Below are 20,231 nucleotides of genomic sequence, written 5' to 3'. Positions count from 1 at the left end.
TATTGAAAATGGTGAGATAATGGTAGAATATCAAGTGAAAATTGATACGTTTGAAGGCCCATTGGACCTGCTGCTTCATCTGATTAACCGTCTTGAAATCGACATATACGACATACCCGTGGCAACCATTACTGAACAATATTTATTATATGTACATACAATGCAAGTGCTTGAACTTGATGTCGCCAGTGAATATCTGGTCATGGCGGCGACTCTTCTCAGCATTAAAAGCCGAATGCTGCTTCCGAAACAAGAGGAAGAGCTGTTTGAAGACGAAATGCTTGAAGAAGAAGACCCTCGGGACGAGCTGATTGAAAAGCTGATTGAGTATAGAAAATATAAAACCGCTGCGAAAGATTTAAAAGAGCGGGAAGAAGAAAGACAAAAGTCATTTACGAAGCCGCCGAGTGATTTAAGTGAATATGCAAAAGAAATCAAACAGACGGAGCAGAAGCTTTCGGTGACCGTTTATGACATGATCGGCGCGTTTCAAAAAGTGCTTCAGCGTAAAAAAATCACGCGGCCGAAAGAAACGACCATTACAAGACAGGAAATACCGATTGAAGACAGAATGAACGAAATCGTAAAAAGTTTAAAAACGGCGGGAAGAAGAATAAACTTCACGGAGCTTTTTCCTTCTCGGCAAAAAGACCATCTCGTCGTGACGTTTTTAGCAGTTCTGGAGCTGATGAAAAATCAGCAGATTATCCTTGAACAGGAAGAAAACTTTTCAGATATATACATTACGGGGAGTGAATCCATTCATGGCGCTTGATATCGTGAATTGGAAAGCGATTGTGGAAGCCCTGCTGTATGCGGCGGGTGATGAGGGGCTTACCAAAAAGCAATTGGTGACGGTGCTTGAAATAGAAGAAGCGGAGCTGGCCGGAATTATGGAAGAAGTGGCCGCACAGTACAAGGAAGACGGCAGGGGTATCGAGCTGACCGAATATGCGGATACGTATATGCTTGGAACGAAAAAAGAATTCGTGCCTTATTTAAAAAAATTAATCGAAGTGCCGTCAAAGGGGCTGTCACAGGCTTCTTTAGAAGTGCTGGCGATTGTTTCGTACAAGCAGCCGATCACACGGGCAGAAATTGAAGATATCCGGGGCGTGAAGTCTGAACGGATTCTGCACAGCCTCGTGTCAAAAGCGCTGCTGTGTGAGGTTGGCCGCGCCGACGGTCCCGGCCGTGCGATTTTATACGGCACGACACCTGTATTTCTTGAACAATTCGGCTTAAAAACACTGGACGAGCTCCCGCCGCTTCCTGAAAATGCGGAAGAAGACGTTCTCCAGGAGGAAGCCGACTTGTTCTTTGAAAACTTCAACCAAACTTTTGAGGATATTAAATAATAACGGTTTTTCATCATACGATAGTAGGGAAAGGCCATTGATGAATGACGCACATTGACGAAGTACAAGAGAGGAAGGAAACGGACGAAAATGGGAAATTCGATTGTGAGGGCCCATACTGAAGAAACTGGTAAATTTTTAGCCGAGGTTGTCACGATGGTCAGCAGCTATTTAAATCATACAACATTACCGGAGATGCAGGCTTCGGGAAAGGCGGATGAGGCATACTGCCGCGATGTGCTCAGTGTGCTGAGACGGATGACCGTCTTTTGCGAAGGCGCCCAGGAAGCCTGCCGCCGGCTCTTAATGCAGGAGCCGTTTCATGAGTCGAGAGCGGAGAAAACCCTGTATAAAGTGTATCATCAGTGCGTGGAAGAGTTTTTCATGCCGAAAAAGGATACATGGTATGAAAACAGCCGCGCCGCATATACAGGCCAAAGCGCGATTGAATTTTACCAGCGAGTGCCGGACTCGCTGCGGAGCCTTCTGCTTTCGCTCAGCAGTGAGTTTCTGCGCATGCGGGAAGAATTGGCGCAATATGAAGCATCAGGCTCAAATATGGTATCAGCCAGATAAAAACTCTCCCTTTTGGGAGAGTTTTTTTATGTAAAGTGATGTAATTGGTATTCATAAGTCATGGACATGCGCATAAACTTGTACAAACCCACAACAAGGACGTGAGCATTCATGCGCTTTCTCAAAAAAGCTGCCGTATTTCTTTTGACTTTTGTTATCCTTTTTTCCATTACAGACGGAAATACGGCACATGCCCAAATACATGTCAGCGCAAAAAGCGCGATTTTAATTGACGGAACATCAGGCAGGGTATTATTCGCTAAGGACGAACATCATAAGCGGCGGATCGCAAGCATTACTAAAATCATGACGGCGGTGCTGGCAATTGAATCAGGGAAGATGGAAAAGACCGTGACTGTTTCCCCGAATGCCGTAAAAACGGAAGGTTCAGCAATTTATCTTCAGCCGGGACAGAAAGTTAAGCTGAAAGATCTCGTATACGGGCTTATGCTGAGATCAGGAAATGATGCCGCTGCGGCAATAGCCGAATATGTCGGCGGAAGCCTTGACGGTTTTGTATTTATGATGAACCAAAAAGCCGAGCAAATCGGGATGGAAAATACAAAATTTCAAAACCCGCACGGACTGGATGACCACGAAAATTTATATTCAACGGCGTATGACATGGCGCTTTTGACCAAATACGCGATGAAGATCAAGGAATACCGGACCGTTTCAGGCACAAAAGTGTATAAAGCGGAAACGATGGACCGGGTGTGGAAAAATAAAAACAAGCTTTTGACAGGGCTCTATCCTTACAGCACTGGCGGAAAAACGGGTTACACAAAAATCGCGAAACGGACCCTCGTTTCGACGGCTTCAAAAGACGGAACGGATCTCATCGCAGTCACTATTAATGATCCGGATGACTGGGATGACCATATGAATATGTTTAATTATGTCTTTGAGAACTATAAAACCTATGTCGTCGCCAAAAAAGGCGGCATCCCGAAGCTGAAAAAGACGTTTTACGGAAAACACGCTTTTATTACCCGTGATGTTAAATATTTGTTAAAAGAGGATGAAATCGATGATGTGAAAATCAGCACAACCTTAATAAAACCGAAAAAAGCCTGGAAAAAGGATGCCTCTCTCATTCCTGATGTTGTCGGCCGGATGACCGTTATGCATGACGGGAAAGTGATCGCCAAGATCCCCGTCTATTATGAAAATGAGCGCCATAAAAAGCCGAAAAAGCATTTCATTGAAACATTTACGAGCCTTTTTATGAGCACGGCGGGCGGTTCAGTATGGTCAATTTAATCTGGGTCTGTCTGACTGTAATCGGACTTGTTTTTGCGATGTTTAACGGTACCTTGCAGGATGTGAATGAAGCTGTTTTTAAAGGAGCGAAAGAAGCTGTTACGATCTCGTTCGGATTAATGAGCGTCCTCGTGTTCTGGCTCGGCCTGATGAAAATAGCCGAGCAGTCCGGCCTTTTGGATATATTCAGCAGAATGTGCCGCCCGTTTATTTCTAAGCTGTTTCCCGATATTCCCCCTGATCATCCGGCTATGGGATACATCTTATCAAATCTCATGGCGAATTTTTTCGGGTTGGGAAATGCTGCGACACCCCTCGGCATTAAAGCTATGGAGCAGATGAAAAAGCTGAACGGCAACAAGTCTGAGGCCAGCCGTTCCATGATTACCTTTTTGGCGGTAAATACTTCGAGCATTACATTGATACCGACAACCGTCATTGCCGTCCGCATGGCTTATTCGGCGAAATCACCGACCGATATCGTCGGACCGACCATCTTAGCGACTTTAATTTCGGGAATCGGCGCAATTTTCATTGACCGCTACTTCTGGTACCGCCGCAAAAGAAAAGGGAGGTAAGCGAATGGAAATGGTGAATTGGCTGTCTTTAGCCATGATCCCGATTATTATCGCCGGTATATTGATATACGGCACGATCAAAAAAGTGCCGACGTATGAATCATTCGTTGAAGGCGGAAAAGAAGGAATTGAGATTGCGTTTTCCATCATTCCGTTTTTGGTCGGGATGCTTGTGGCGATCACCGTATTCCGGGCTTCAGGCGCGCTGGATTTTGTCATGGGACTTTGCAAGCCTTTCTTTACGGCGCTCGGCATTCCGGCAGAGGTCGTGCCGCTTGCTCTGATCCGTCCGATTTCAGGTACGGCGGCGCTCGGGATGACGACAGATTTGATCGCCGTGTACGGGCCTGATTCATTTATCGGCAGACTGGCTTCTGTCATGCAGGGATCGACTGATACGACGCTGTACGTCCTGACGGTATACTTCGGGGCGGTCGGCATTAAAAAAATGGGGGATGCTCTAAAGGTCGGTCTTCTTGCTGATTTGATCGGAGTGGTTGCATCAATCATCATAGTTACGTTATTATTTGGAAGCGCCTGAATCAGGCGCTTTTTATATATCAGAATAACTCTCCTTGAAAAAGCTTGTTTGTTCAAGTGGAAAAAAGTAAGATTATACTTGAGGTGAACGACATGGAAAGACTGCAAAAAGTTATTGCTCATGCCGGCGTGGCATCACGCAGAAAGGCAGAAGAGCTGATAAAAGAAGGAAAAGTAAAGGTGAATGGAAAAGTAATAACAGAGCTCGGCGTAAAAGTGACCGGTTCTGATCAGATTGAAGTAAACGGATTAAAGGTGGAACGGGAAGAACCCGTGTACTTTCTGCTTTATAAACCGAGAGGAGTGATCTCAGCAGCTGACGACGACAAAGGGCGGAAAGTGGTGACCGACTTCTTTAAAGAAGTGCCGCAGCGCATTTATCCGATCGGCAGGCTTGATTATGATACGAGCGGTCTTTTATTGCTGACAAATGACGGCGAGTTTGCCAACAAACTTATGCATCCGAAATACGAAATTGATAAGACATACGTCGCCAAAGTGAAAGGGATTCCTTCCAAGGAACTTCTGAGAAAGCTTGAGCGCGGCATTCAGCTTGAAGAAGGCAAGACGGCTCCGGCCAGAGCGAAAATGCTTTCCCTGGACAAAAGAAAGCAGACGAGCATCATTCAGCTGACGATTCATGAAGGCCGAAACAGACAGGTCCGCCGCATGTTCGAGGCGATCGGTCATGACGTGCTGAAACTCAAACGTGAAGAATACGCATTTTTAGATTTAAGAGGCCTTCACACAGGAGACGCAAGAGAATTGACGCCGCATGAGGTGAAAAGGCTGCGGGCTTTAGCCGACCACGGTAAAAACGCTTTCTAATTTTCACATAACCTTCAAAAATTACAAAACGTGAAGATGATATAATTGAATGGATTTGCAGGCAGGGGAGGGGAGCAGTGTACAATGAACAAAAAACGGCGGCGTTTATTCATTCGGACCGGCATCCTTCTCATCTTACTCTGCGCGCTCGGATATACCATCTATAACGCTGTTTACACAAACGGCGAGCGTATATCTGAGGGGTCCAAAGCCCCGAATTTCGCGCTGAAAGATACAGAGGGCAGAAACATAGAACTGAGTCAGTTAAAAGGAAAAGGTGTTTTTCTGAATTTCTGGGGAACGTGGTGCGAGCCTTGCAAGCAGGAATTCCCCTATATGGAAAACCAATATAAGTATTTTAAAGACCTCGGTGTAGAGGTGGTTGCGGTAAATGTCGGCGAATCAAAAATTGCAGTACATAATTTTATGAAAACATACGGCGTCAATTTCCCGGTTGCGCTTGATACTGACCGGCAAGTGCTGGACGCGTACGGCGTATCGCCTATACCGACGACTTTTTTGATCAATCCCGACGGAAAAGTCGTGAAAGTGGTGACCGGCACGATGACAGAACGCATGGTTCATGACTATATGAATTTAATTAAGCTGGAGGCGTCTTCATGAAAAAGGTCAAATGTGAATGCGGGCACGTGAATCCAGCCGGAACAGTTTTGTGCGAGTCGTGCGGGAAGCCTCTTGATGATCAAAAGTCGCCGCTTGCCGATATGCGGTACGACGGCAGCGCAAGACGTTCGCAAACATATAACAAAACAATCGTAGATAAAGTATGGAATTTCTTTTCTTCCGTTAAAGTCGGAATATGGCTGATCGTCATTACTCTGGCGGCTTCAGCATTCGGCACGGTTTTTCCGCAGGAAGCTTATCTGCCGCCGGGCGCCCAGCCGGATACATATTATGAACAGCAGTACGGTATAATCGGCAAAATCTATTATCTGCTGGGATTTCATCACCTGTACGGTTCATGGTGGTATATGCTCCTGATCGCATCCATCGGCATATCACTTGTCATCTGCAGCCTGGATCGGGTGATTCCTCTGTACAGAGCGCTGAAAAATCAAGGAGTTCAGCGGAATCCGGTCTTTTTGAAGAGGCAGCGTCTATACAGCCGGACGGAAACCGGTCTGAGCGCGGAGGCGGCTGATGGCATCAGAACACGTTTGAAAAAAAAGCATTATAGAGTGCGAGAACAAGAGGGAAGCATTCTGGCGGAAAAAGGGCGCTTTTCAAGGTGGGGGCCCTACGTCAATCATATCGGCCTGATCATTTTTCTGATCGGAGCCATGCTGAGGTTTGTCCCGGGGATGTATGTCGATGAAACCCTCTGGGTCCGTGAAGGCGAAACCGCCCAGATTCCCGGCACTGACGGCAAATATTACTTGAAAAACAATCGGTTCACCATGCAGACATATAACAAAAACACTGAGAAAAAAGTATTCGCCGACGCCATTGACAGAGCCGGAAACGGCAAAGTCGCCAAATCCTTCAATACGGATGCAATTTTGTACAAGAGGGAAGGCGACATTGTATTCGGTGAAAAGCCGAAGCTTAAAAGAGTCAAAGAAAACAATATCCGCGTCAATGAACCGCTGCGGTTCGACTCCTATTCCGTGTATCAGGTGGACTATAAAGAAAACCAGCTCGATCAGATGGTGTTTCAGCTGATCGACCAAAAAACAAAACAGTCATTCGGCAGACTGAAGATCAATCTTCTTGATCCAGACACGGACTATGATCTTGGTAACGGTTACAAAGTGCAGATCGCCAGTTATCTTCCTGATTTTTATTTTAACAAGGACGGAGAACCGAGCACGAAAACGAAGGTTCCGAACAATCCGGCTTTTGTCTTTAAAGTTACGGCTCCTGACAAGCCGAAAGGGGAGAAAAGCTTTGTTGCGATTCAGCAGACTGTTGAAGGTTCCGCGAATAACAAGTACAAATTAAAATTCGACCACGTGGAAACGAAAAACATTACAGGACTCACCGTCAGAAAAGATTTAACCTTATGGGTGCTTGCCGTCGGCGGCGCGATTTTTATGATCGGCGTCATTCAAGGAATGTACTGGCAGCACAGAAGAATCTGGATCAAAACCGGTGAAAATGAAGTGCTTGTGGCGGGTCATACGAACAAAAACTGGTTCGGTTTGAAAAAGGATATTGAATATGTTCTTAACGGGACCGGGATTAAAGAGCCGGCCGATCAAAAAGAACTGGTCAAAAATCAGGCCTAATGAAAAAGGAGTGGTGTCATGGCGGAGCTGAGCGCAAATTTTCTTTATGCTGCCTTTTTGATTTATTTAATTGCCGTCCCGGTTTTCGGCGGCGCCATCCGGGGAACAAAAGGTGCAAAGGACGGTAAGGGCCGCTGGTCGGCAATCGGAATCACGTTAACCATTCTCGGATTTATTTGCCATCTCGGCTACTTCATTGCGAGGTGGTCGGCAAGCGGACACGCGCCTGTCAGCAATATGTTTGAATTTACCACGTCATTCGGCATGATGCTTGTTCTCGCTTTTATTATTATTTACTTTATTTACAGACTGCCGTCTTTAGGCATGTTCACATTGTCTATCGCGCTGTTGCTTATTGCATACGCAAGCATGTTTCCGACCGACATTACGCCGCTTATTCCGTCACTGCAAAGCAATTGGCTGTACATTCACGTCACGACGGCGGCGCTCGGGCAGGCGATTCTTGCGATCAGCTTTGTAGCCGGAGTCATTTTCCTGTTAAAGCATGTCGATCAGTCCAGACCGGGCAAAAAAACGTTCTGGCTCGAAGTCATCATGTTTATCCTCGTGACGACCGTGGCATTTATCGCCGTCACGTCGGCATTCCGGCTGGCGGACTACAAAGCCGAATTTAATTGGGTGGATAAAAAAGATGCCAAAAGCGTCATGGTATATGATATGCCTGCGCTTGTCGGTCCGCATGAAGGAGAACTGCTTACAGAAGGCGCAATGAAGCCGTTTGTTGAGCTCCCGGCCATTTTTTCAGGCAGAAAGGTTAATACGGTGATCTGGTCGTTTGGCGCAGGTCTCGTCTTATACGGCGCGCTCAGGCTGATATTCAGAAAGAGAATCAGCGCTCTTTTAAGCCCGCTCGTCAAAAATGTGAATCTCGACTTGGTAGATGAAGTCGGCTACCGCGCCGTTTCCATCGGATTTCCGGTATTTACACTCGGCGCGCTTGTGTTTGCGATGATTTGGGCGCAGCTTGCATGGACGCGTTTTTGGGGCTGGGACCCTAAGGAAGTATGGGCGCTGATCACCTTTTTATTTTACGCAGCATACTTGCACTTGCGGCTGTCAAGAGGCTGGCATGGCGAAAAATCGGCATGGCTCGCCGTCATCGGCTTTGCCATTATTATGTTTAACTTAATTTTTGTAAATCTCGTGCTTGCCGGACTTCATTCGTACGCATAGATGCCGAAAGCCGATACAGTTCTCAAGCCGCCGCACAGTTTGTTAAAATGAAAGTAACAGAAGGAAAGCAGGGGGAAAACGATGGATCAAACAAATGAAACTAAAATATTAGTAGTAGATGATGAAGCCAGAATTCGCCGCCTTTTAAGAATGTACCTTGAACGGGAAAACTATGTGATTGAAGAAGCGGAAAACGGCGATGAGGCCATTAAAATGGGGCTGGCCTCAGATTATGATCTGGTGCTCTTGGATTTAATGATGCCGGGAACAGACGGAATAGAAGTATGCCGGCAGCTCAGAGAAAAAAAAGCGACGCCGATTATCATGCTGACGGCAAAAGGGGAAGAAGCCAACCGCGTTCAGGGGTTTGAAGCGGGTACGGACGATTATATCGTGAAGCCTTTCAGCCCGAGAGAAGTGGTGCTTCGGGTAAAGGCGCTTTTAAGAAGAGCTTCTCAAACATCCTATCTGACAGCAAATACGCCGACAAAAAATGTGCTCGTTTTTTCACATCTTTCCATCGATCACGATGCTCACAGAGTGACTGCGGACGGCACGGAAGTGAGCCTGACGCCGAAGGAATACGAACTGCTGTATTTTCTGGCGAAAACACCGGACAAAGTGTATGACAGAGAAAAGCTTTTAAAAGAAGTATGGCAGTATGAATTTTTCGGAGACCTTAGAACGGTGGATACCCATGTAAAACGGCTCCGTGAAAAATTAAACAAAGTATCTCCGGGAGCGGCGAAAAAAATCGTCACCGTCTGGGGAGTGGGTTACAAATTTGAGGTAGGCGCTGAATGAAGTTTTGGAAAAGCGTAGTAGGAAAGCTTTGGTTTACCATTCTTTCACTCGTATTAATTGTTTTATTTATTTTAACGGTGCTGCTTCTCGAATTCATAGAGAATTACCACGTAGAAGAAGCGGAAAAAGATTTAACGCAGCTTGCCGATAAAATAGCGGTCATTATAGAAAATCATGAAGACCAGCCGCTTGCCAGATCCATCACGTGGGAGCTGGCGGACAACTTAACGAGCATCGCGATCATTCAGGATGATCAGCACGTCTGGTATTCGCCGAATGACGATAATCATTTATCATCTATTACATTGGAGCAGATCAAACGCGACCGGGATTTGCACAAGGCGCTGACAGACCGCAAAAAAGTAAGCAAACGCGCGGCGCCCAATGATGCCGGTTCCGATAACGAACGGCTGATCGTCGGCGTGCCGTATGAAAAAGACGGCAAAAAAGGCATGGTCTTTTTATCTCAGTCGCTGCTTGCCGTCAAAGATACGACGAAACATACGACACGGTATATCTTTCTTGCGGCGGGAATTGCCATCGTTTTGACAACGTTTTTCGCGTTCTTTTTATCCAGCAGGGTGACGTACCCGCTTCGGAAAATGCGGGAAGGCGCCCAGGACTTGGCGAAAGGGAAGTTTGATACAAAAATTCCGATTCTGACTCAAGATGAAATCGGGGAACTGGCCATTGCCTTTAATCAGATGGGCCGGCAGCTCAATTTCCATATCAACGCGCTGAATCAGGAAAAAGAACAGCTGTCGAATATTTTAAGCAGTATGGCAGACGGGGTCATCACCATTAATATCGACGGCACCATTTTGGTGACGAACCCGCCGGCCGAACGTTTTCTGCAGGCTTGGTATTACGAGCAGAATATGAACATTAAAGAAGGAGACAACCTTCCTCCTGAAGCAAAAGAGCTTTTTCAAAATGCCGTGAGCACAGAAAAAGAGCAAATGATTGAAATGACGCTTCAAGGAAGGTCATGGGTTTTATTGATGTCGCCTCTTTATGCGGAATCACACGTCCGCGGCGCCGTGGCCGTGCTCCGTGACATGACCGAAGAGCGCAGGCTTGATAAATTGCGTGAAGATTTCATTGCCAATGTCAGTCATGAACTCAGAACTCCGATTTCTATGCTGCAAGGATACAGTGAGGCAATAGTGGACGACATTGCAAGTACCGAAGAGGAGAAAAAAGAAATCGCGCAGATCATTTATGATGAATCCCTTCGCATGGGCCGGCTTGTCAATGACTTGCTGGACTTGGCCAGAATGGAATCCGGACATACGGGTCTGCACTATGAAACGGTGAACCTGCATGAATTTCTGGAGAAGATTTCCCGCAAATTTTCCGGGGTAGCGAAGGAAAAAGGGGTTTCGCTCACAGAAGACATTGCGGTGTCTCAGCCGGAGTGTGTCTTTGACGAAGACAAAATGGAACAGGTGTTTACCAATCTTATAGACAACGCGCTGCGTCATACAGAGTCAGGCGGAAGCGTTCATATCGCGGCTCAGACCGTAAAAGACGGACTGAAAATCGATATTAAAGATTCCGGCTCGGGAATACCTGAAGAGGACCTGCCTTTTATTTTTGAACGTTTTTATAAAGCGGACAAGGCGAGAACAAGGGGCAGGGCGGGAACCGGACTCGGGCTCGCTATCGTAAAAAATATCGTGGAAGCGCACGGCGGCTCAATTGCGGTGCACAGCAGCATCGACAAAGGGACGGCGTTTACATTTTATATTCCGACAAAAGTGCAGGATGGCGTCTGAAATTGACGAACAATCTTGTTCCATACGAAACACCCGCAGAACATGCGGGTGTTTTTTTGTTAATTTCCCCTTTAAAAATTTAAGAATATGTTAATATAAATTCCCTTCCAAATTCCAGTTTCTCGTAATATAGTTGTAATGTAACTTTTCAACGCATTTATACGACAAAAAAGTGAACGGAGGGGCTTCCCATGGAAGAAACCTTTCAGATATTATATGATGCATATCATCAAGATTTATACCAATTTTTATTTTATATGGTAAAAGATAAAACACAGGCTGAGGATTTGGCGCAGGAAGTGTATATCCGCGTCTTGAATTCCTATCATACATTCGAAGGTAGAAGCAGTGAAAAAACATGGCTGTTGTCCATCGCGCGCCATGTGGCGATTGACTGGTTCCGCAAGCAGCAGACGATCAGACAGCGTATTATGGGTACGTTTGATTGGGATACACAAGATGTCAGAGATCAGCATTTGCTTCCGGACGAACTCGCCGTACAGCATGAAAATGTCCGGGAAATTTATACCGCGCTTGATCACTGCACCATTGATCAAAGAGCTGTTATTATCTTGAGATTTATTCAGGGATATTCCATTCAGGAAACAGCTGCCGCTCTCGGCTTCTCGGAAAGCAAAGTCAAAACGACCCAACACAGAGGGCTCAAAATACTTCGGAAACAGATGGAGCTTTTGAGGGAGGAGCTAATGGATGATGAAGTCATATTGGAACGAAGAAAGAGTAGAGGAGTTGTTAAGACAACTTCCGGCGGTTAGAGATCATCGTTCACCAGAGGCCATTTACCGGAATATTGAAACGGGTAAACAGTATAGAAAAAAACCGGCCCGAAGCAGGATCGGCCCCGCAACAGCCGCCATCTGCGCATTGTGCATCGCTCTGATTATATCTCCTCACCTGCTGACAAGAAACGAATCTTCCGGTGATCTTACAGCTGACAGCAGTCAGGTTGAAAAAGCCAGTCAGTCAGCTTCAGTCAAGCCGGAACAGAAGACGTTTGTCGTCTCAAACCAAAACAAAAACAAATACATTACGTTGGCGTTTGCCGATTCAGAAACATCCGCCGTTATTCCGATCAGTTTTGAAAAAAGGAAGCCCGACGAATCGGTTTCAGAGGCTTTATCCGAGGCAGAAAACCTGGAAGTGCCCGAATCTTTCCTGTCTGTACCCCGGCTTTTGGACGGTGTTCAAGTAAGTGCGGATAAGAAGGATCTGCTTGTACAAGTAAACGGACGGCTATCAATTGAATCAGTGGCCGAAGCTGATTTATTGAAAAAGGTGCTGAAAGAGACTTTGACCTGGAGTCCTTACGAGCGGATTAAAATGACAAAGATTCAAAATGGAGCAGGACAGGATCTTTATAAAGCATACGGTATTGCCGCTGAGATGTCCGTACATAAGCAGGCAAAACGGGCGTATTTTTCTTACCGTGACAATCTGGGACAAGAGTATCTCATTCCGTCGGAACAAACCTATTCTTCAGTAGAGCAAGCCATTGACGGAATGAAAACAGATAAAGACTCACAGACCGCAGGCGTCATTGAAGCAGATGCGATTGCATCAGTATCCGAAATTAAAAACGGCCGGCAGCTGCAAATCCAATTGTCCGAAAAACATACGGTGGAAGATTCGCTAGAAGGGATTTTAATGATCGAAGGACTTTTGTTAACCGCGAAGGAATTCGGTTTTTCTGAGGTGCTGTTCACACATGCGCGTGCAAAGAAAGTCGGTAATTATGATGTGACAAAACCAATCGCTGTGCCTGCCGCGCCTAATCCGCTTCCCATCCATTAAACGTTAAAAACCCAAAACATTTATATGTTTTGGGTTTTTGTCTGTTACGGAAGGTCAATCAATTTAACTGAGACAATATCCTGAATTGAAGCCAGCTCATTGACGACTTTATCATCCAGGTGTTTATCAAAAGAAAGCATCATAATGGCTTCTCCGCCTTTTTCTTTACGGCCTACCTGCATGGTGGCGATATTGATATCGTTATCGCCGAGGATGCGTCCGACGCGTCCGATTACGCCAGTCGTATCCTGATGCTGGATATATACGAGGTGGCCGGCAGGATGTAAGTCAATATTAAAGCCGTTCAGTTCAACGATTCTTTCACCGAAGTGAGGGATATACGTAGCCGTTAACGTAAAGGTGCTCCGGTCTCCGGTCACTTTTACGCTGATGAAGTTATCATATCCTGATTCATTGGAGGAAATCTTTTCGCTGAAGCTGATTCCGCGTTCTTTTGCGACACCGCCGGCATTCACTTCATTGACCGTTGAGTCTACACGCGGTTTTAAGAAGCCGGACAGCAGGCTTTTTGTAATAAACGATGTTTCAAATTTGGCGATGGTGCCTTCATATTGAATCGCAACATCTTTGACGGGTTCCTTCATACATTGTGACACGAGACTTCCGATTTTATCGGCAATTTGGTGATAAGGCTGAATTTTTTTGAATTCATCCTTCGTCATCGCTGGCAGGTTGATCGCTGACATGACAGGCAGGCCTTTTGCAAATTGAAGCACTTCTTCAGAAACCTGCGCCGCAACATTCAGCTGTGCTTCTTTCGTTGAAGCGCCTAAGTGAGGTGTGGCAATCACTAACGGATGGTCGGGAAGTTTAGATTCAACAGGCGGCTCCACTTCAAACACGTCAAGCGCAGCGCCTGCGACATGCCCGCTTTCCAGTGCTTCCAAAAGCGCCGCTTCATCAATGATTCCGCCTCTTGCGCAGTTAATAAGGCGGACGCCTTTTTTCGTTTTGGCGATGGTCTCTCTATTAAGCAGTCCTTTTGTTTCCTTTGTTAAAGGCGTGTGAACGGTAATGATATCCGCACTTTCAAGCACTTCTTCGAAGGTCCGGCTGTTTACCCCGATTTTGCCGGCTCTTTCTTCGGTTAAGAACGGATCGAACACATGAACCGTCATACCGAACGCTCTGGCGCGCTGGGCGATCTCGCTTCCGATCCGGCCGAGACCGATAATTCCCAGAGTCTTTCCGTAGAGTTCCGCCCCGACAAAAGCCGTCCGGTTCCATTCTCTAGATTTTACTGAGATATTGGCTTGCGGGATGTGTCTCATTAATGAAGAAATCATCGCGAATGTATGCTCTGCCGTTGAAATCGTGTTTCCGTTTGGCGCATTTATCACGATAACTCCATGTTTTGTGGCCTCATCGATGTCGATGTTATCCACCCCGACACCGGCTCTGCCGACGATTTTTAAAGAGGTCATTTTTTCAAACAATTCTTCGGTTACTTTCGTGGCACTGCGGACTAACAGGGCATCAAAGGTATGTAATTCATCTTCTGCATCCGCGACGTTTTTTTGAACAATTTCTATAAAGTCTGATTCCATCAGCGGCTTTAAGCCGTCATTGCTCATCTTATCTGAGACCAAAACTCGAAACATTGTTAGATTTCCTCCTAGTTTAGCTGACTAAATATCTGATAATTTATCATATTCTCAATAGAGTGTCAATGCGTATTGACGCAGTAAAGGAGAAAAGGAAACCGCTCATTCAGTTAAAAAATGAGTTTCGCCAATATTTTATATAAAATTGAGCAGTTCGCTATACAATTGCAATGTGATCATATATAATGTGAATAAATTCATAAGATCAATCTTCGGGGCAGGGTGAAATTCCCTACCGGCGGTGATGAGTATCATACTCTAAGCCCGCGAGCTGCTTCGGCGGCAGGATCCGGTGAGATTCCGGAGCCGACAGTATAGTCTGGATGGGAGAAGATGGAGGTTCAGCAGACGTTTTGATGCTCATATCAAACGTTTCTTTGCTAAGCCTTAGTAAACTCCCGCTTTTTTATAAAAGCGGTTTTTTTATTGAGGTGTAAAGAACCTTTCCTCTTTTCGAGAGATTTGATCGAAAAGGAGAGAGCATTGTGAAAGTAAAAAAATTAGTTGTTATCAGTATGCTTAGCAGCATTGCCTTTGTGCTTATGCTGTTAAATTTCCCGTTTCCGGGTCTGCCGGATTACTTGAAAATTGATTTCAGTGACGTTCCTGCAATTATCGCCATTTTGGTTTACGGGCCTGCGGCGGGGATTGCGGTTGAAGCGATTAAAAATATTCTGCAGTATATCATTCAAGGAAGCATGGCCGGCGTGCCTGTCGGGCAGGCGGCCAATTTTATCGCGGGGACGCTGTTTATCCTGCCGACGGCGTTTATGTTTAAAAAACTCAAGTCTGCAAAAGGGCTTGCGGTGAGCCTGCTGGCCGGAACCGCGGCGATGACTGTTCTGATGAGTATTTTGAACTATATTCTCATCCTGCCCGCGTATACTTGGTTTTTGCATTCACCGGCACTGTCAAACAGCCAGTTAAAAACAGCGGTTGTTGCGGGAATTCTGCCGTTTAACATTGTGAAAGGCATTATCATCACCATCGTATTTACGTTCATCTTTACGAAGCTTAAACCTTGGATTGAGCAAAAACGCAGCGTTCAAACACAATAATGACTGAAAGCGTCCGCCTCGTAAAACACAGGCCGGGCGCTTTTTTTTGTTTGTTGGATCGGCAAAAAAATAAGACTCCGGCCGATAACAGCCGGAGTCTTATTCACGTATAAAGCTCCTCTCACGGGGAGGGCTTTTCTATTCGTATTTCAGCGGGTCGCCTTCAAACGGTTCATCCGCAACTTTGATTGAATCAGTAGGGCATCCTTCAAATGCGTCAATCATATCTTCTTCCAGCACTTCCGGAACTTCGACGACACCTTTATTTTCGTCAAGCGTAACGAATGCAATGCCTTCATCATCATAATCATAAATGTCTGGTGCCGCAGCTCCGCAAGCGCCGCATGCAATACACGTATCTTTATCTACGATTGTGTACTTTGCCATGAAAAAAACCTCCCAGATTGTTCGTGTTGGAACAAATGGTTTACCTTATATATTTTTAAATATAACACCTATTCCTCTTACTTATTGTAATGATGTTGGTGTCAAATTTCAACAGAAAAATGATTGAGAATGCTTATCACATAAGGGATTCTCTATAGCAGTTCCCCCTAAAAGATGACTTTAAACGTCAAATTTATATGAAAATCTGTTAAAATAAAAAGAACAAAAAAACGAAACTTGTTGAGAGAAGAAATGTAGGTGTGTTGAGATTGGCGATAAACTACTTTGATACCGTGGTTCTCGACTGTCTGGACAAAATAGACGGCGAACGGACTCCGAGTGCCGTGTTTCATTTATTAAAAGGAAAAAAGTCGTCTCAAACCATTCAGGATGCGGGCTTATTTCAGATCGCTAAATATTTCGGCATGGCTTCACAGTGCGAACGCGGCGATATTGCTGCTTCGATGCATAAACTCACCGGAGACTCATACATTACAGCCGGAAAAGAAGAGGGAACGTGGAAAGTGACTGCACGCGGCGTTCAAACGCTTGAACGGGCGTTTGCAGAGCGGCCTTGGCCGAAGCACTGCCACGGCGCGAATTATCAAACGCCGGCTGTCATCCTCTGGAAGCGGCTGTCCCTGCTCATTCAAGTCCTGTCAAACAAAGAGCATCAATGCAGTCAATATATCCCGGTTACAAACGATGTACAGACGCTGAGATGGGTCAAACGGTTTATGCGGAAAACCAGAGATGTCAAAGAACTCTCCGTCCAAATGCATGACACGCTGTTTCAGCTTCTGCAAGGCGTAAGTGAACGGCAGGCGCTTATTTTCGTCTATTCTCTAACCTCATTCGACAGAATCGGCAGCACGAATAAGCAGCTCGCTCTTCAGCTGAACGAAGATGAATGGTATGTGTCCGTTCAGTTTTGGGGAGCGGTACATTATGTTATTCAATCGCTTCCGCAATGTGCACATCCAGCTCTGCGCGAACTGTTGTCCGACCTGCAGTCGGAAAGCGCGCTCACGCAGTCTGCCAGAAAAACCTATGAGCTCTTGGAAAAAGGGTTTCCGATTGAACGGATCGCCGCAATCAGAAATTTAAAAACTGCCACAATCGAAGATCATATCGTAGAAATATCGCTGCATCAGCCTGCATTTTTTATAGAACAGTACATTTCTGAAGAGGAACAGCGTATGATAACGGCATTTGCAAAACAGCATCAAACGAATAAAATTAAACGGATTCGCGAAGGAATGCAGATGCGCTTCAGCTATTTTCAGATCAGGCTGGCGCTGGCAAAGACGGTGAAACAGCATGACTGAGCTGCACAAAGCTTTATACCGGAATTTTGGTTTGCATTCGTTTAAAAAAGGGCAGGAAGAAATCATCACCAGCGTGCTTCAAAAGAAGGATACGATTGCCATGCTTCCGACAGGCGGGGGGAAATCATTATGCTATCAGCTTCCGGGTTACATAATGGACGGGCTGGTACTGATTATTTCACCTCTTCTTTCATTAATGGAAGATCAGGTGCAGCAGCTGAAAGCGAAAGGAGAAAAGCGGGTTGCGGCATTAAACAGCATGCTGAATTCTGACGAGCGGCATTTTGTCCTCAGCAACATCAGCCGTTACAAATTTCTTTATATGTCTCCTGAAGCCCTCTCGTCACCTTATGTGCTGAATCGTTTGAAAAACGTCCCGGTCAGTTTATTTGTCATTGATGAGGCTCATTGCATATCAGAGTGGGGACATGATTTCAGGCCTGATTATTCAAAGCTCGGACCTTTCAGGCAAGCACTCGGCAAGCCGCCTGTATTGGCGCTGACCGCGACAGCGACGAAAGAAACGCTCAGGGATGTGACGGATGTGCTCGGACTTGAGCATGCGGTGCGCCATCTATATTCGGTCAACCGGCCGAATATTCTCTTGGCGATTGAACATGTGGCTGATAATGCCGAAAAAATCAGCAGGGTCACAGAGCTTGCCGAAAAGCTCGAGGGCCCGGGCATCGTATATTGTCCGACCAGAAAATGGGCGGAAGAGCTTGCGGCCGAGCTGAACGAAAAAACGGGAAAGCGGACGGATTATTATCACGGGGGAATGGATACAGGCGACAGGATATTAATTCAGCAGCAATTTATCCATAACCAGCTTGATTGCATTTGCTGCACCAATGCGTTCGGCATGGGTGTGGATAAGTCTGATATCCGCTTTGTTATTCATTTTTATCCTCCCCAAACGGCCGAGGCCTTTATGCAGGAAATCGGAAGAGCGGGCCGCGACGGCAGCCCAAGTGTCAGTATTTTGCTGAGAGCGCCGGGCGATACCGAGCTTCAGCAGCAGATTATTCAGACAGAAAGTTTGTCCGATTACGACCTGGAAGGCATTCTGGCCGTCATACGGGACGCCGGTACAAGCGATGAGCGAAAGCTTCGGGATGTTCTGATAAGCAAGGGCGTTCAGGAAACACAGGCGCGAACGGCCATCCACCTGTACCTGCAAGGAAAAACCAATAAAGAGCAGCTGCAAGAAGAACTGACATGCCGCGTGGAAAAGAAGCTGCATAAAATGAACCGCTTTTCGGCGTTATTGGAGCGGAAAGAATGTATAAGAGAAGCGCTATTAGCTTACTTTGATGAATCGTATGAGCCTGAAGGTCCAACCGGGCAATGCTGCAGCAGCTGCGGAATGGATCTGACCCCATACGAGCAAAAAGGAGAACGGAAAAACATGGAGCGGTTTGAAGATTGGAAGCTGGAATTAGACCGGATTTTCGGTTTAGAGTCTGCGGGTGAGTTCAGCTGAAACGGCAAAGCGAATTGATCCATCAGCTCTCAGACAGGGAGATTGTTATACAGCTTTATGCCACCCAATTGCTCATATTGGCGGCTTCTGCTGTCATCGGCTTTTTCTGTTTTACCGATGTTCACGATTTTTTAAAGCTGTGGCATATACGTGACGATAATATCATATGGTACGGTGTAACTCTTGCTGTCCTTGTCATTTTTGCCGATCTGGCGGTGATGAAATGGTGTCCTTCGAATTTATATGATGACGGCGGTATTAATGTATTGCTTTTTAAGAAAAGGCCGGTATTGCACATTTTGTTTTTGACGCTTCTCATTGCGTTCAGCGAAGAGATTTTATTCAGAGGCGTTCTGCAGACACATATCGGCTTATGGGCGGCCAGCTTTATTTTTACCGTGCTTCATTTCAGATACTTGGCGAAATGGCTTCTGTTTATTATGGTTGCGGGCATCAGTCTTTTGCTGGGGCTTATCTATGAATGGACCGGTAATTTATTCGTTCCGGTTACAGCACATTTTATTATTGATGCGGTATTTGCCTGTCAGGTCCGTTTTCAATATGTTAGGAGGGGTTTGCATGACGGAAATGTCAAGAGTTGAAAGAAAAAAAGCTCAGCAGCTGCGTGCCGAGCAGCAGATTGCCGCGGCCGCGGATGAACAAATTGAATATCTTGAAGACAGCCTCCCGACAAGACAATCTGTAAAAGAGGAGCGTAAAAAAAAGGAAGAACAGGTGAAGGAAAAAACCAAAACAAAAACGCCGCTGTTCACTTTTCTGACCGTCCTGTTTATTGTTGTGACAATCGGTGTCTTTTTCGGTCTTCTGTATATGACAAACAGCAGCAGATTTGACCCGAAGGATTATGAAGATGTCTTTATAGACCACAGTGAAAGCGCGCCTGCCGTGATTCCGAAAGCGGACGTGCAGAAAGAAACATCTGAAACCGCTCTTTTAAAAAAGCCGGAAAAAAAGTCTGAGGACAAAGAAAAGAAAGAAGCGGCTCCATCTGAAAAAACGAAAGAAAAACCGAGTGAAAAAACACCGAAAAAAACGGAAACAGCTTCAGAAAAACAGGTAAAGCCGACAGAAACCGAATACGCGGAGACAAAACAGCAGTCTCCGCCGGCTGTCCGTGAAAAGCGAGTTCCGGCTGCCGGCAGTGATCAAGCGGAGACCGTCCAGCAAAAAGTGCGGACCGTCCAGCATACTGTCCAGCCGAAAGAAACGCTTTACCGCATTTCAATGAAATATTATAAAAGCCGTGCAGGCGAAGAAAAAATCCGCAGTTACAATGGGTTAAACGGAAACGATGTGTATACAGGCCAGGTTCTGAACATCCCGCTTTCCGAATAAATACATATTTTCAC

21 protein-coding genes and 1 riboswitch are annotated in these 20,231 nt (G+C 45.9%); of the genes, 19 read left to right on the top strand and 2 right to left on the bottom strand.

Annotated features, from left to right (window positions below; genetic code table 11):
- Nucleotides 1–19 precede the first annotated feature (19 nt).
- The 14 genes from BAMF_RS31745 to BAMF_RS31680 all read left to right on the top strand — a co-directional run bounded on the left by BAMF_RS31745 (nucleotide 20) and on the right by BAMF_RS31680 (nucleotide 12,980).
- Nucleotides 20–775: a segregation/condensation protein A gene (locus BAMF_RS31745; RefSeq protein ID WP_013352727.1), complete on the top strand. Its 756-nt coding sequence runs from the start codon at nucleotides 20–22 to the stop codon at nucleotides 773–775.
- A complete protein-coding gene (gene scpB, locus BAMF_RS31740) occupies nucleotides 765–1,358 on the top strand; it encodes an SMC-Scp complex subunit ScpB (RefSeq protein WP_013352726.1) in 594 nt (197 codons plus the stop codon). Before BAMF_RS31745 ends, scpB begins: the two co-directional genes overlap by 11 nt.
- 90 nt (nucleotides 1,359–1,448) lie before the next feature.
- Nucleotides 1,449–1,934 carry a DUF3907 family protein gene (locus BAMF_RS31735; protein WP_013352725.1) on the top strand — a complete coding sequence of 162 codons (486 nt, stop codon included), beginning with the start codon at nucleotides 1,449–1,451 and terminating at the stop codon, nucleotides 1,932–1,934.
- 111 nt (nucleotides 1,935–2,045) lie between these two features.
- Complete coding sequence (locus tag BAMF_RS31730) at nucleotides 2,046–3,197, top strand: D-alanyl-D-alanine carboxypeptidase family protein (RefSeq protein WP_013352724.1); 1,152 nt, start codon at nucleotides 2,046–2,048, stop codon at nucleotides 3,195–3,197.
- Nucleotides 3,185–3,775, top strand: coding sequence for a nucleoside recognition domain-containing protein (locus tag BAMF_RS31725; protein ID WP_013352723.1), 591 nt, complete (start codon nucleotides 3,185–3,187; stop codon nucleotides 3,773–3,775). The genes BAMF_RS31730 and BAMF_RS31725 overlap by 13 nt, the downstream gene beginning before the upstream one ends.
- A 4-nt stretch (nucleotides 3,776–3,779) precedes the next feature.
- The gene (locus BAMF_RS31720; RefSeq protein ID WP_013352722.1) at nucleotides 3,780–4,316 is read left to right on the top strand and encodes a spore maturation protein; all 537 of its coding nucleotides are present in this window, start codon (nucleotides 3,780–3,782) and stop codon (nucleotides 4,314–4,316) included.
- Nucleotides 4,317–4,408: 92 nt separating this feature from the next.
- Nucleotides 4,409–5,143: a 23S rRNA pseudouridine(2605) synthase RluB gene (gene rluB, locus BAMF_RS31715; protein ID WP_013352721.1), complete on the top strand. Its 735-nt coding sequence runs from the start codon at nucleotides 4,409–4,411 to the stop codon at nucleotides 5,141–5,143.
- 84 nt (nucleotides 5,144–5,227) lie between these two features.
- Nucleotides 5,228–5,767, top strand: coding sequence for a thiol-disulfide oxidoreductase ResA (gene resA / locus BAMF_RS31710; protein ID WP_013352720.1), 540 nt, complete (start codon nucleotides 5,228–5,230; stop codon nucleotides 5,765–5,767).
- Nucleotides 5,764–7,392 carry a cytochrome c biogenesis protein ResB gene (gene resB, locus BAMF_RS31705; RefSeq protein ID WP_013352719.1) on the top strand — a complete coding sequence of 543 codons (1,629 nt, stop codon included), beginning with the start codon at nucleotides 5,764–5,766 and terminating at the stop codon, nucleotides 7,390–7,392. Before resA ends, resB begins: the two co-directional genes overlap by 4 nt.
- Nucleotides 7,393–7,410: 18 nt before the next feature.
- Nucleotides 7,411–8,586, top strand: coding sequence for a c-type cytochrome biogenesis protein CcsB (ccsB, locus tag BAMF_RS31700; RefSeq protein WP_013352718.1), 1,176 nt, complete (start codon nucleotides 7,411–7,413; stop codon nucleotides 8,584–8,586).
- 81 nt (nucleotides 8,587–8,667) lie between these two features.
- Nucleotides 8,668–9,390, top strand: coding sequence for a DNA-binding response regulator ResD (resD, locus tag BAMF_RS31695; RefSeq protein ID WP_003153397.1), 723 nt, complete (start codon nucleotides 8,668–8,670; stop codon nucleotides 9,388–9,390).
- Entirely contained in the window at nucleotides 9,387–11,168 is a 1,782-nt protein-coding gene (locus tag BAMF_RS31690) for an ATP-binding protein (RefSeq protein ID WP_013352717.1), read from the top strand. Before resD ends, BAMF_RS31690 begins: the two co-directional genes overlap by 4 nt.
- 191 nt (nucleotides 11,169–11,359) lie before the next feature.
- Nucleotides 11,360–11,944 (top strand): RNA polymerase sigma factor SigX, encoded by a 585-nt coding sequence (gene sigX / locus BAMF_RS31685; RefSeq protein WP_013352716.1) that lies wholly within the window; start codon nucleotides 11,360–11,362, stop codon nucleotides 11,942–11,944.
- Nucleotides 11,880–12,980 carry a hypothetical protein gene (locus BAMF_RS31680; RefSeq protein WP_013352715.1) on the top strand — a complete coding sequence of 367 codons (1,101 nt, stop codon included), beginning with the start codon at nucleotides 11,880–11,882 and terminating at the stop codon, nucleotides 12,978–12,980. Before sigX ends, BAMF_RS31680 begins: the two co-directional genes overlap by 65 nt.
- Nucleotides 12,981–13,024: 44 nt before the next feature.
- Here the strand turns inward: BAMF_RS31680 and serA are convergent, their stop codons facing one another.
- Complete coding sequence (gene serA, locus BAMF_RS31675) at nucleotides 13,025–14,602, bottom strand: phosphoglycerate dehydrogenase (RefSeq protein ID WP_013352714.1); 1,578 nt, start codon at nucleotides 14,600–14,602, stop codon at nucleotides 13,025–13,027.
- Between the two features lie 207 nt (nucleotides 14,603–14,809).
- Nucleotides 14,810–14,944, top strand: a riboswitch (FMN riboswitch).
- A gap of 146 nt (nucleotides 14,945–15,090) precedes the next feature.
- Between serA and BAMF_RS31670 the strand changes: the two genes are divergently transcribed.
- Nucleotides 15,091–15,663 (top strand): ECF transporter S component, encoded by a 573-nt coding sequence (locus tag BAMF_RS31670; RefSeq protein ID WP_013352713.1) that lies wholly within the window; start codon nucleotides 15,091–15,093, stop codon nucleotides 15,661–15,663.
- Between the two features lie 138 nt (nucleotides 15,664–15,801).
- On the opposite strand, the gene BAMF_RS31665 is transcribed toward BAMF_RS31670, so the two are convergent.
- Nucleotides 15,802–16,050, bottom strand: coding sequence for a ferredoxin (locus BAMF_RS31665; RefSeq protein ID WP_003153403.1), 249 nt, complete (start codon nucleotides 16,048–16,050; stop codon nucleotides 15,802–15,804).
- 269 nt (nucleotides 16,051–16,319) lie between these two features.
- Between BAMF_RS31665 and BAMF_RS31660 the strand changes: the two genes are divergently transcribed.
- Genes BAMF_RS31660 through BAMF_RS31645 form a run of 4 tightly spaced genes read left to right on the top strand, consistent with a single transcriptional unit; the run spans nucleotide 16,320 to nucleotide 20,217 of the window.
- Nucleotides 16,320–17,378 (top strand): YpbB family protein, encoded by a 1,059-nt coding sequence (locus tag BAMF_RS31660; protein WP_013352712.1) that lies wholly within the window; start codon nucleotides 16,320–16,322, stop codon nucleotides 17,376–17,378.
- Complete coding sequence (locus BAMF_RS31655) at nucleotides 17,371–18,861, top strand: RecQ family ATP-dependent DNA helicase (RefSeq protein ID WP_013352711.1); 1,491 nt, start codon at nucleotides 17,371–17,373, stop codon at nucleotides 18,859–18,861. The genes BAMF_RS31660 and BAMF_RS31655 overlap by 8 nt, the downstream gene beginning before the upstream one ends.
- Before the next feature lie 14 nt (nucleotides 18,862–18,875).
- Complete coding sequence (locus BAMF_RS31650) at nucleotides 18,876–19,463, top strand: CPBP family intramembrane glutamic endopeptidase (protein WP_013352710.1); 588 nt, start codon at nucleotides 18,876–18,878, stop codon at nucleotides 19,461–19,463.
- Nucleotides 19,441–20,217: a LysM peptidoglycan-binding domain-containing protein gene (locus tag BAMF_RS31645; protein ID WP_013352709.1), complete on the top strand. Its 777-nt coding sequence runs from the start codon at nucleotides 19,441–19,443 to the stop codon at nucleotides 20,215–20,217. The genes BAMF_RS31650 and BAMF_RS31645 overlap by 23 nt, the downstream gene beginning before the upstream one ends.
- Nucleotides 20,218–20,231 lie beyond the last annotated feature (14 nt).

It is taken from the genome of Bacillus amyloliquefaciens DSM 7 = ATCC 23350 (assembly GCF_000196735.1).
Classification (GTDB): Bacteria; Bacillota; Bacilli; order Bacillales; family Bacillaceae; genus Bacillus; species Bacillus amyloliquefaciens.
This window is presented reverse-complemented; position numbering and strand designations above follow the sequence as displayed.

Bases quoted from the DNA above. Each gene is read 5' to 3' on its own strand.
- BAMF_RS31745 (WP_013352727.1), top strand. From the start codon at position 20: ATGGTAGAATATCAAGTGAAAATTGATACGTTTGAAGGCCCATTGGAC.
- scpB (WP_013352726.1), top strand. From the start codon at position 765: ATGGCGCTTGATATCGTGAATTGGAAAGCGATTGTGGAAGCCCTGCTG.
- BAMF_RS31735 (WP_013352725.1), top strand. From the start codon at position 1,449: ATGGGAAATTCGATTGTGAGGGCCCATACTGAAGAAACTGGTAAATTT.
- BAMF_RS31730 (WP_013352724.1), top strand. From the start codon at position 2,046: ATGCGCTTTCTCAAAAAAGCTGCCGTATTTCTTTTGACTTTTGTTATC.
- BAMF_RS31725 (WP_013352723.1), top strand. From the start codon at position 3,185: ATGGTCAATTTAATCTGGGTCTGTCTGACTGTAATCGGACTTGTTTTT.
- BAMF_RS31720 (WP_013352722.1), top strand. From the start codon at position 3,780: ATGGAAATGGTGAATTGGCTGTCTTTAGCCATGATCCCGATTATTATC.
- rluB (WP_013352721.1), top strand. From the start codon at position 4,409: ATGGAAAGACTGCAAAAAGTTATTGCTCATGCCGGCGTGGCATCACGC.
- resA (WP_013352720.1), top strand. From the start codon at position 5,228: ATGAACAAAAAACGGCGGCGTTTATTCATTCGGACCGGCATCCTTCTC.
- resB (WP_013352719.1), top strand. From the start codon at position 5,764: ATGAAAAAGGTCAAATGTGAATGCGGGCACGTGAATCCAGCCGGAACA.
- ccsB (WP_013352718.1), top strand. From the start codon at position 7,411: ATGGCGGAGCTGAGCGCAAATTTTCTTTATGCTGCCTTTTTGATTTAT.
- resD (WP_003153397.1), top strand. From the start codon at position 8,668: ATGGATCAAACAAATGAAACTAAAATATTAGTAGTAGATGATGAAGCC.
- BAMF_RS31690 (WP_013352717.1), top strand. From the start codon at position 9,387: ATGAAGTTTTGGAAAAGCGTAGTAGGAAAGCTTTGGTTTACCATTCTT.
- sigX (WP_013352716.1), top strand. From the start codon at position 11,360: ATGGAAGAAACCTTTCAGATATTATATGATGCATATCATCAAGATTTA.
- BAMF_RS31680 (WP_013352715.1), top strand. From the start codon at position 11,880: ATGATGAAGTCATATTGGAACGAAGAAAGAGTAGAGGAGTTGTTAAGA.
- serA (WP_013352714.1), bottom strand. From the start codon at position 14,602: ATGTTTCGAGTTTTGGTCTCAGATAAGATGAGCAATGACGGCTTAAAG.
- BAMF_RS31665 (WP_003153403.1), bottom strand. From the start codon at position 16,050: ATGGCAAAGTACACAATCGTAGATAAAGATACGTGTATTGCATGCGGC.
- BAMF_RS31655 (WP_013352711.1), top strand. From the start codon at position 17,371: ATGACTGAGCTGCACAAAGCTTTATACCGGAATTTTGGTTTGCATTCG.
- BAMF_RS31645 (WP_013352709.1), top strand. From the start codon at position 19,441: ATGACGGAAATGTCAAGAGTTGAAAGAAAAAAAGCTCAGCAGCTGCGT.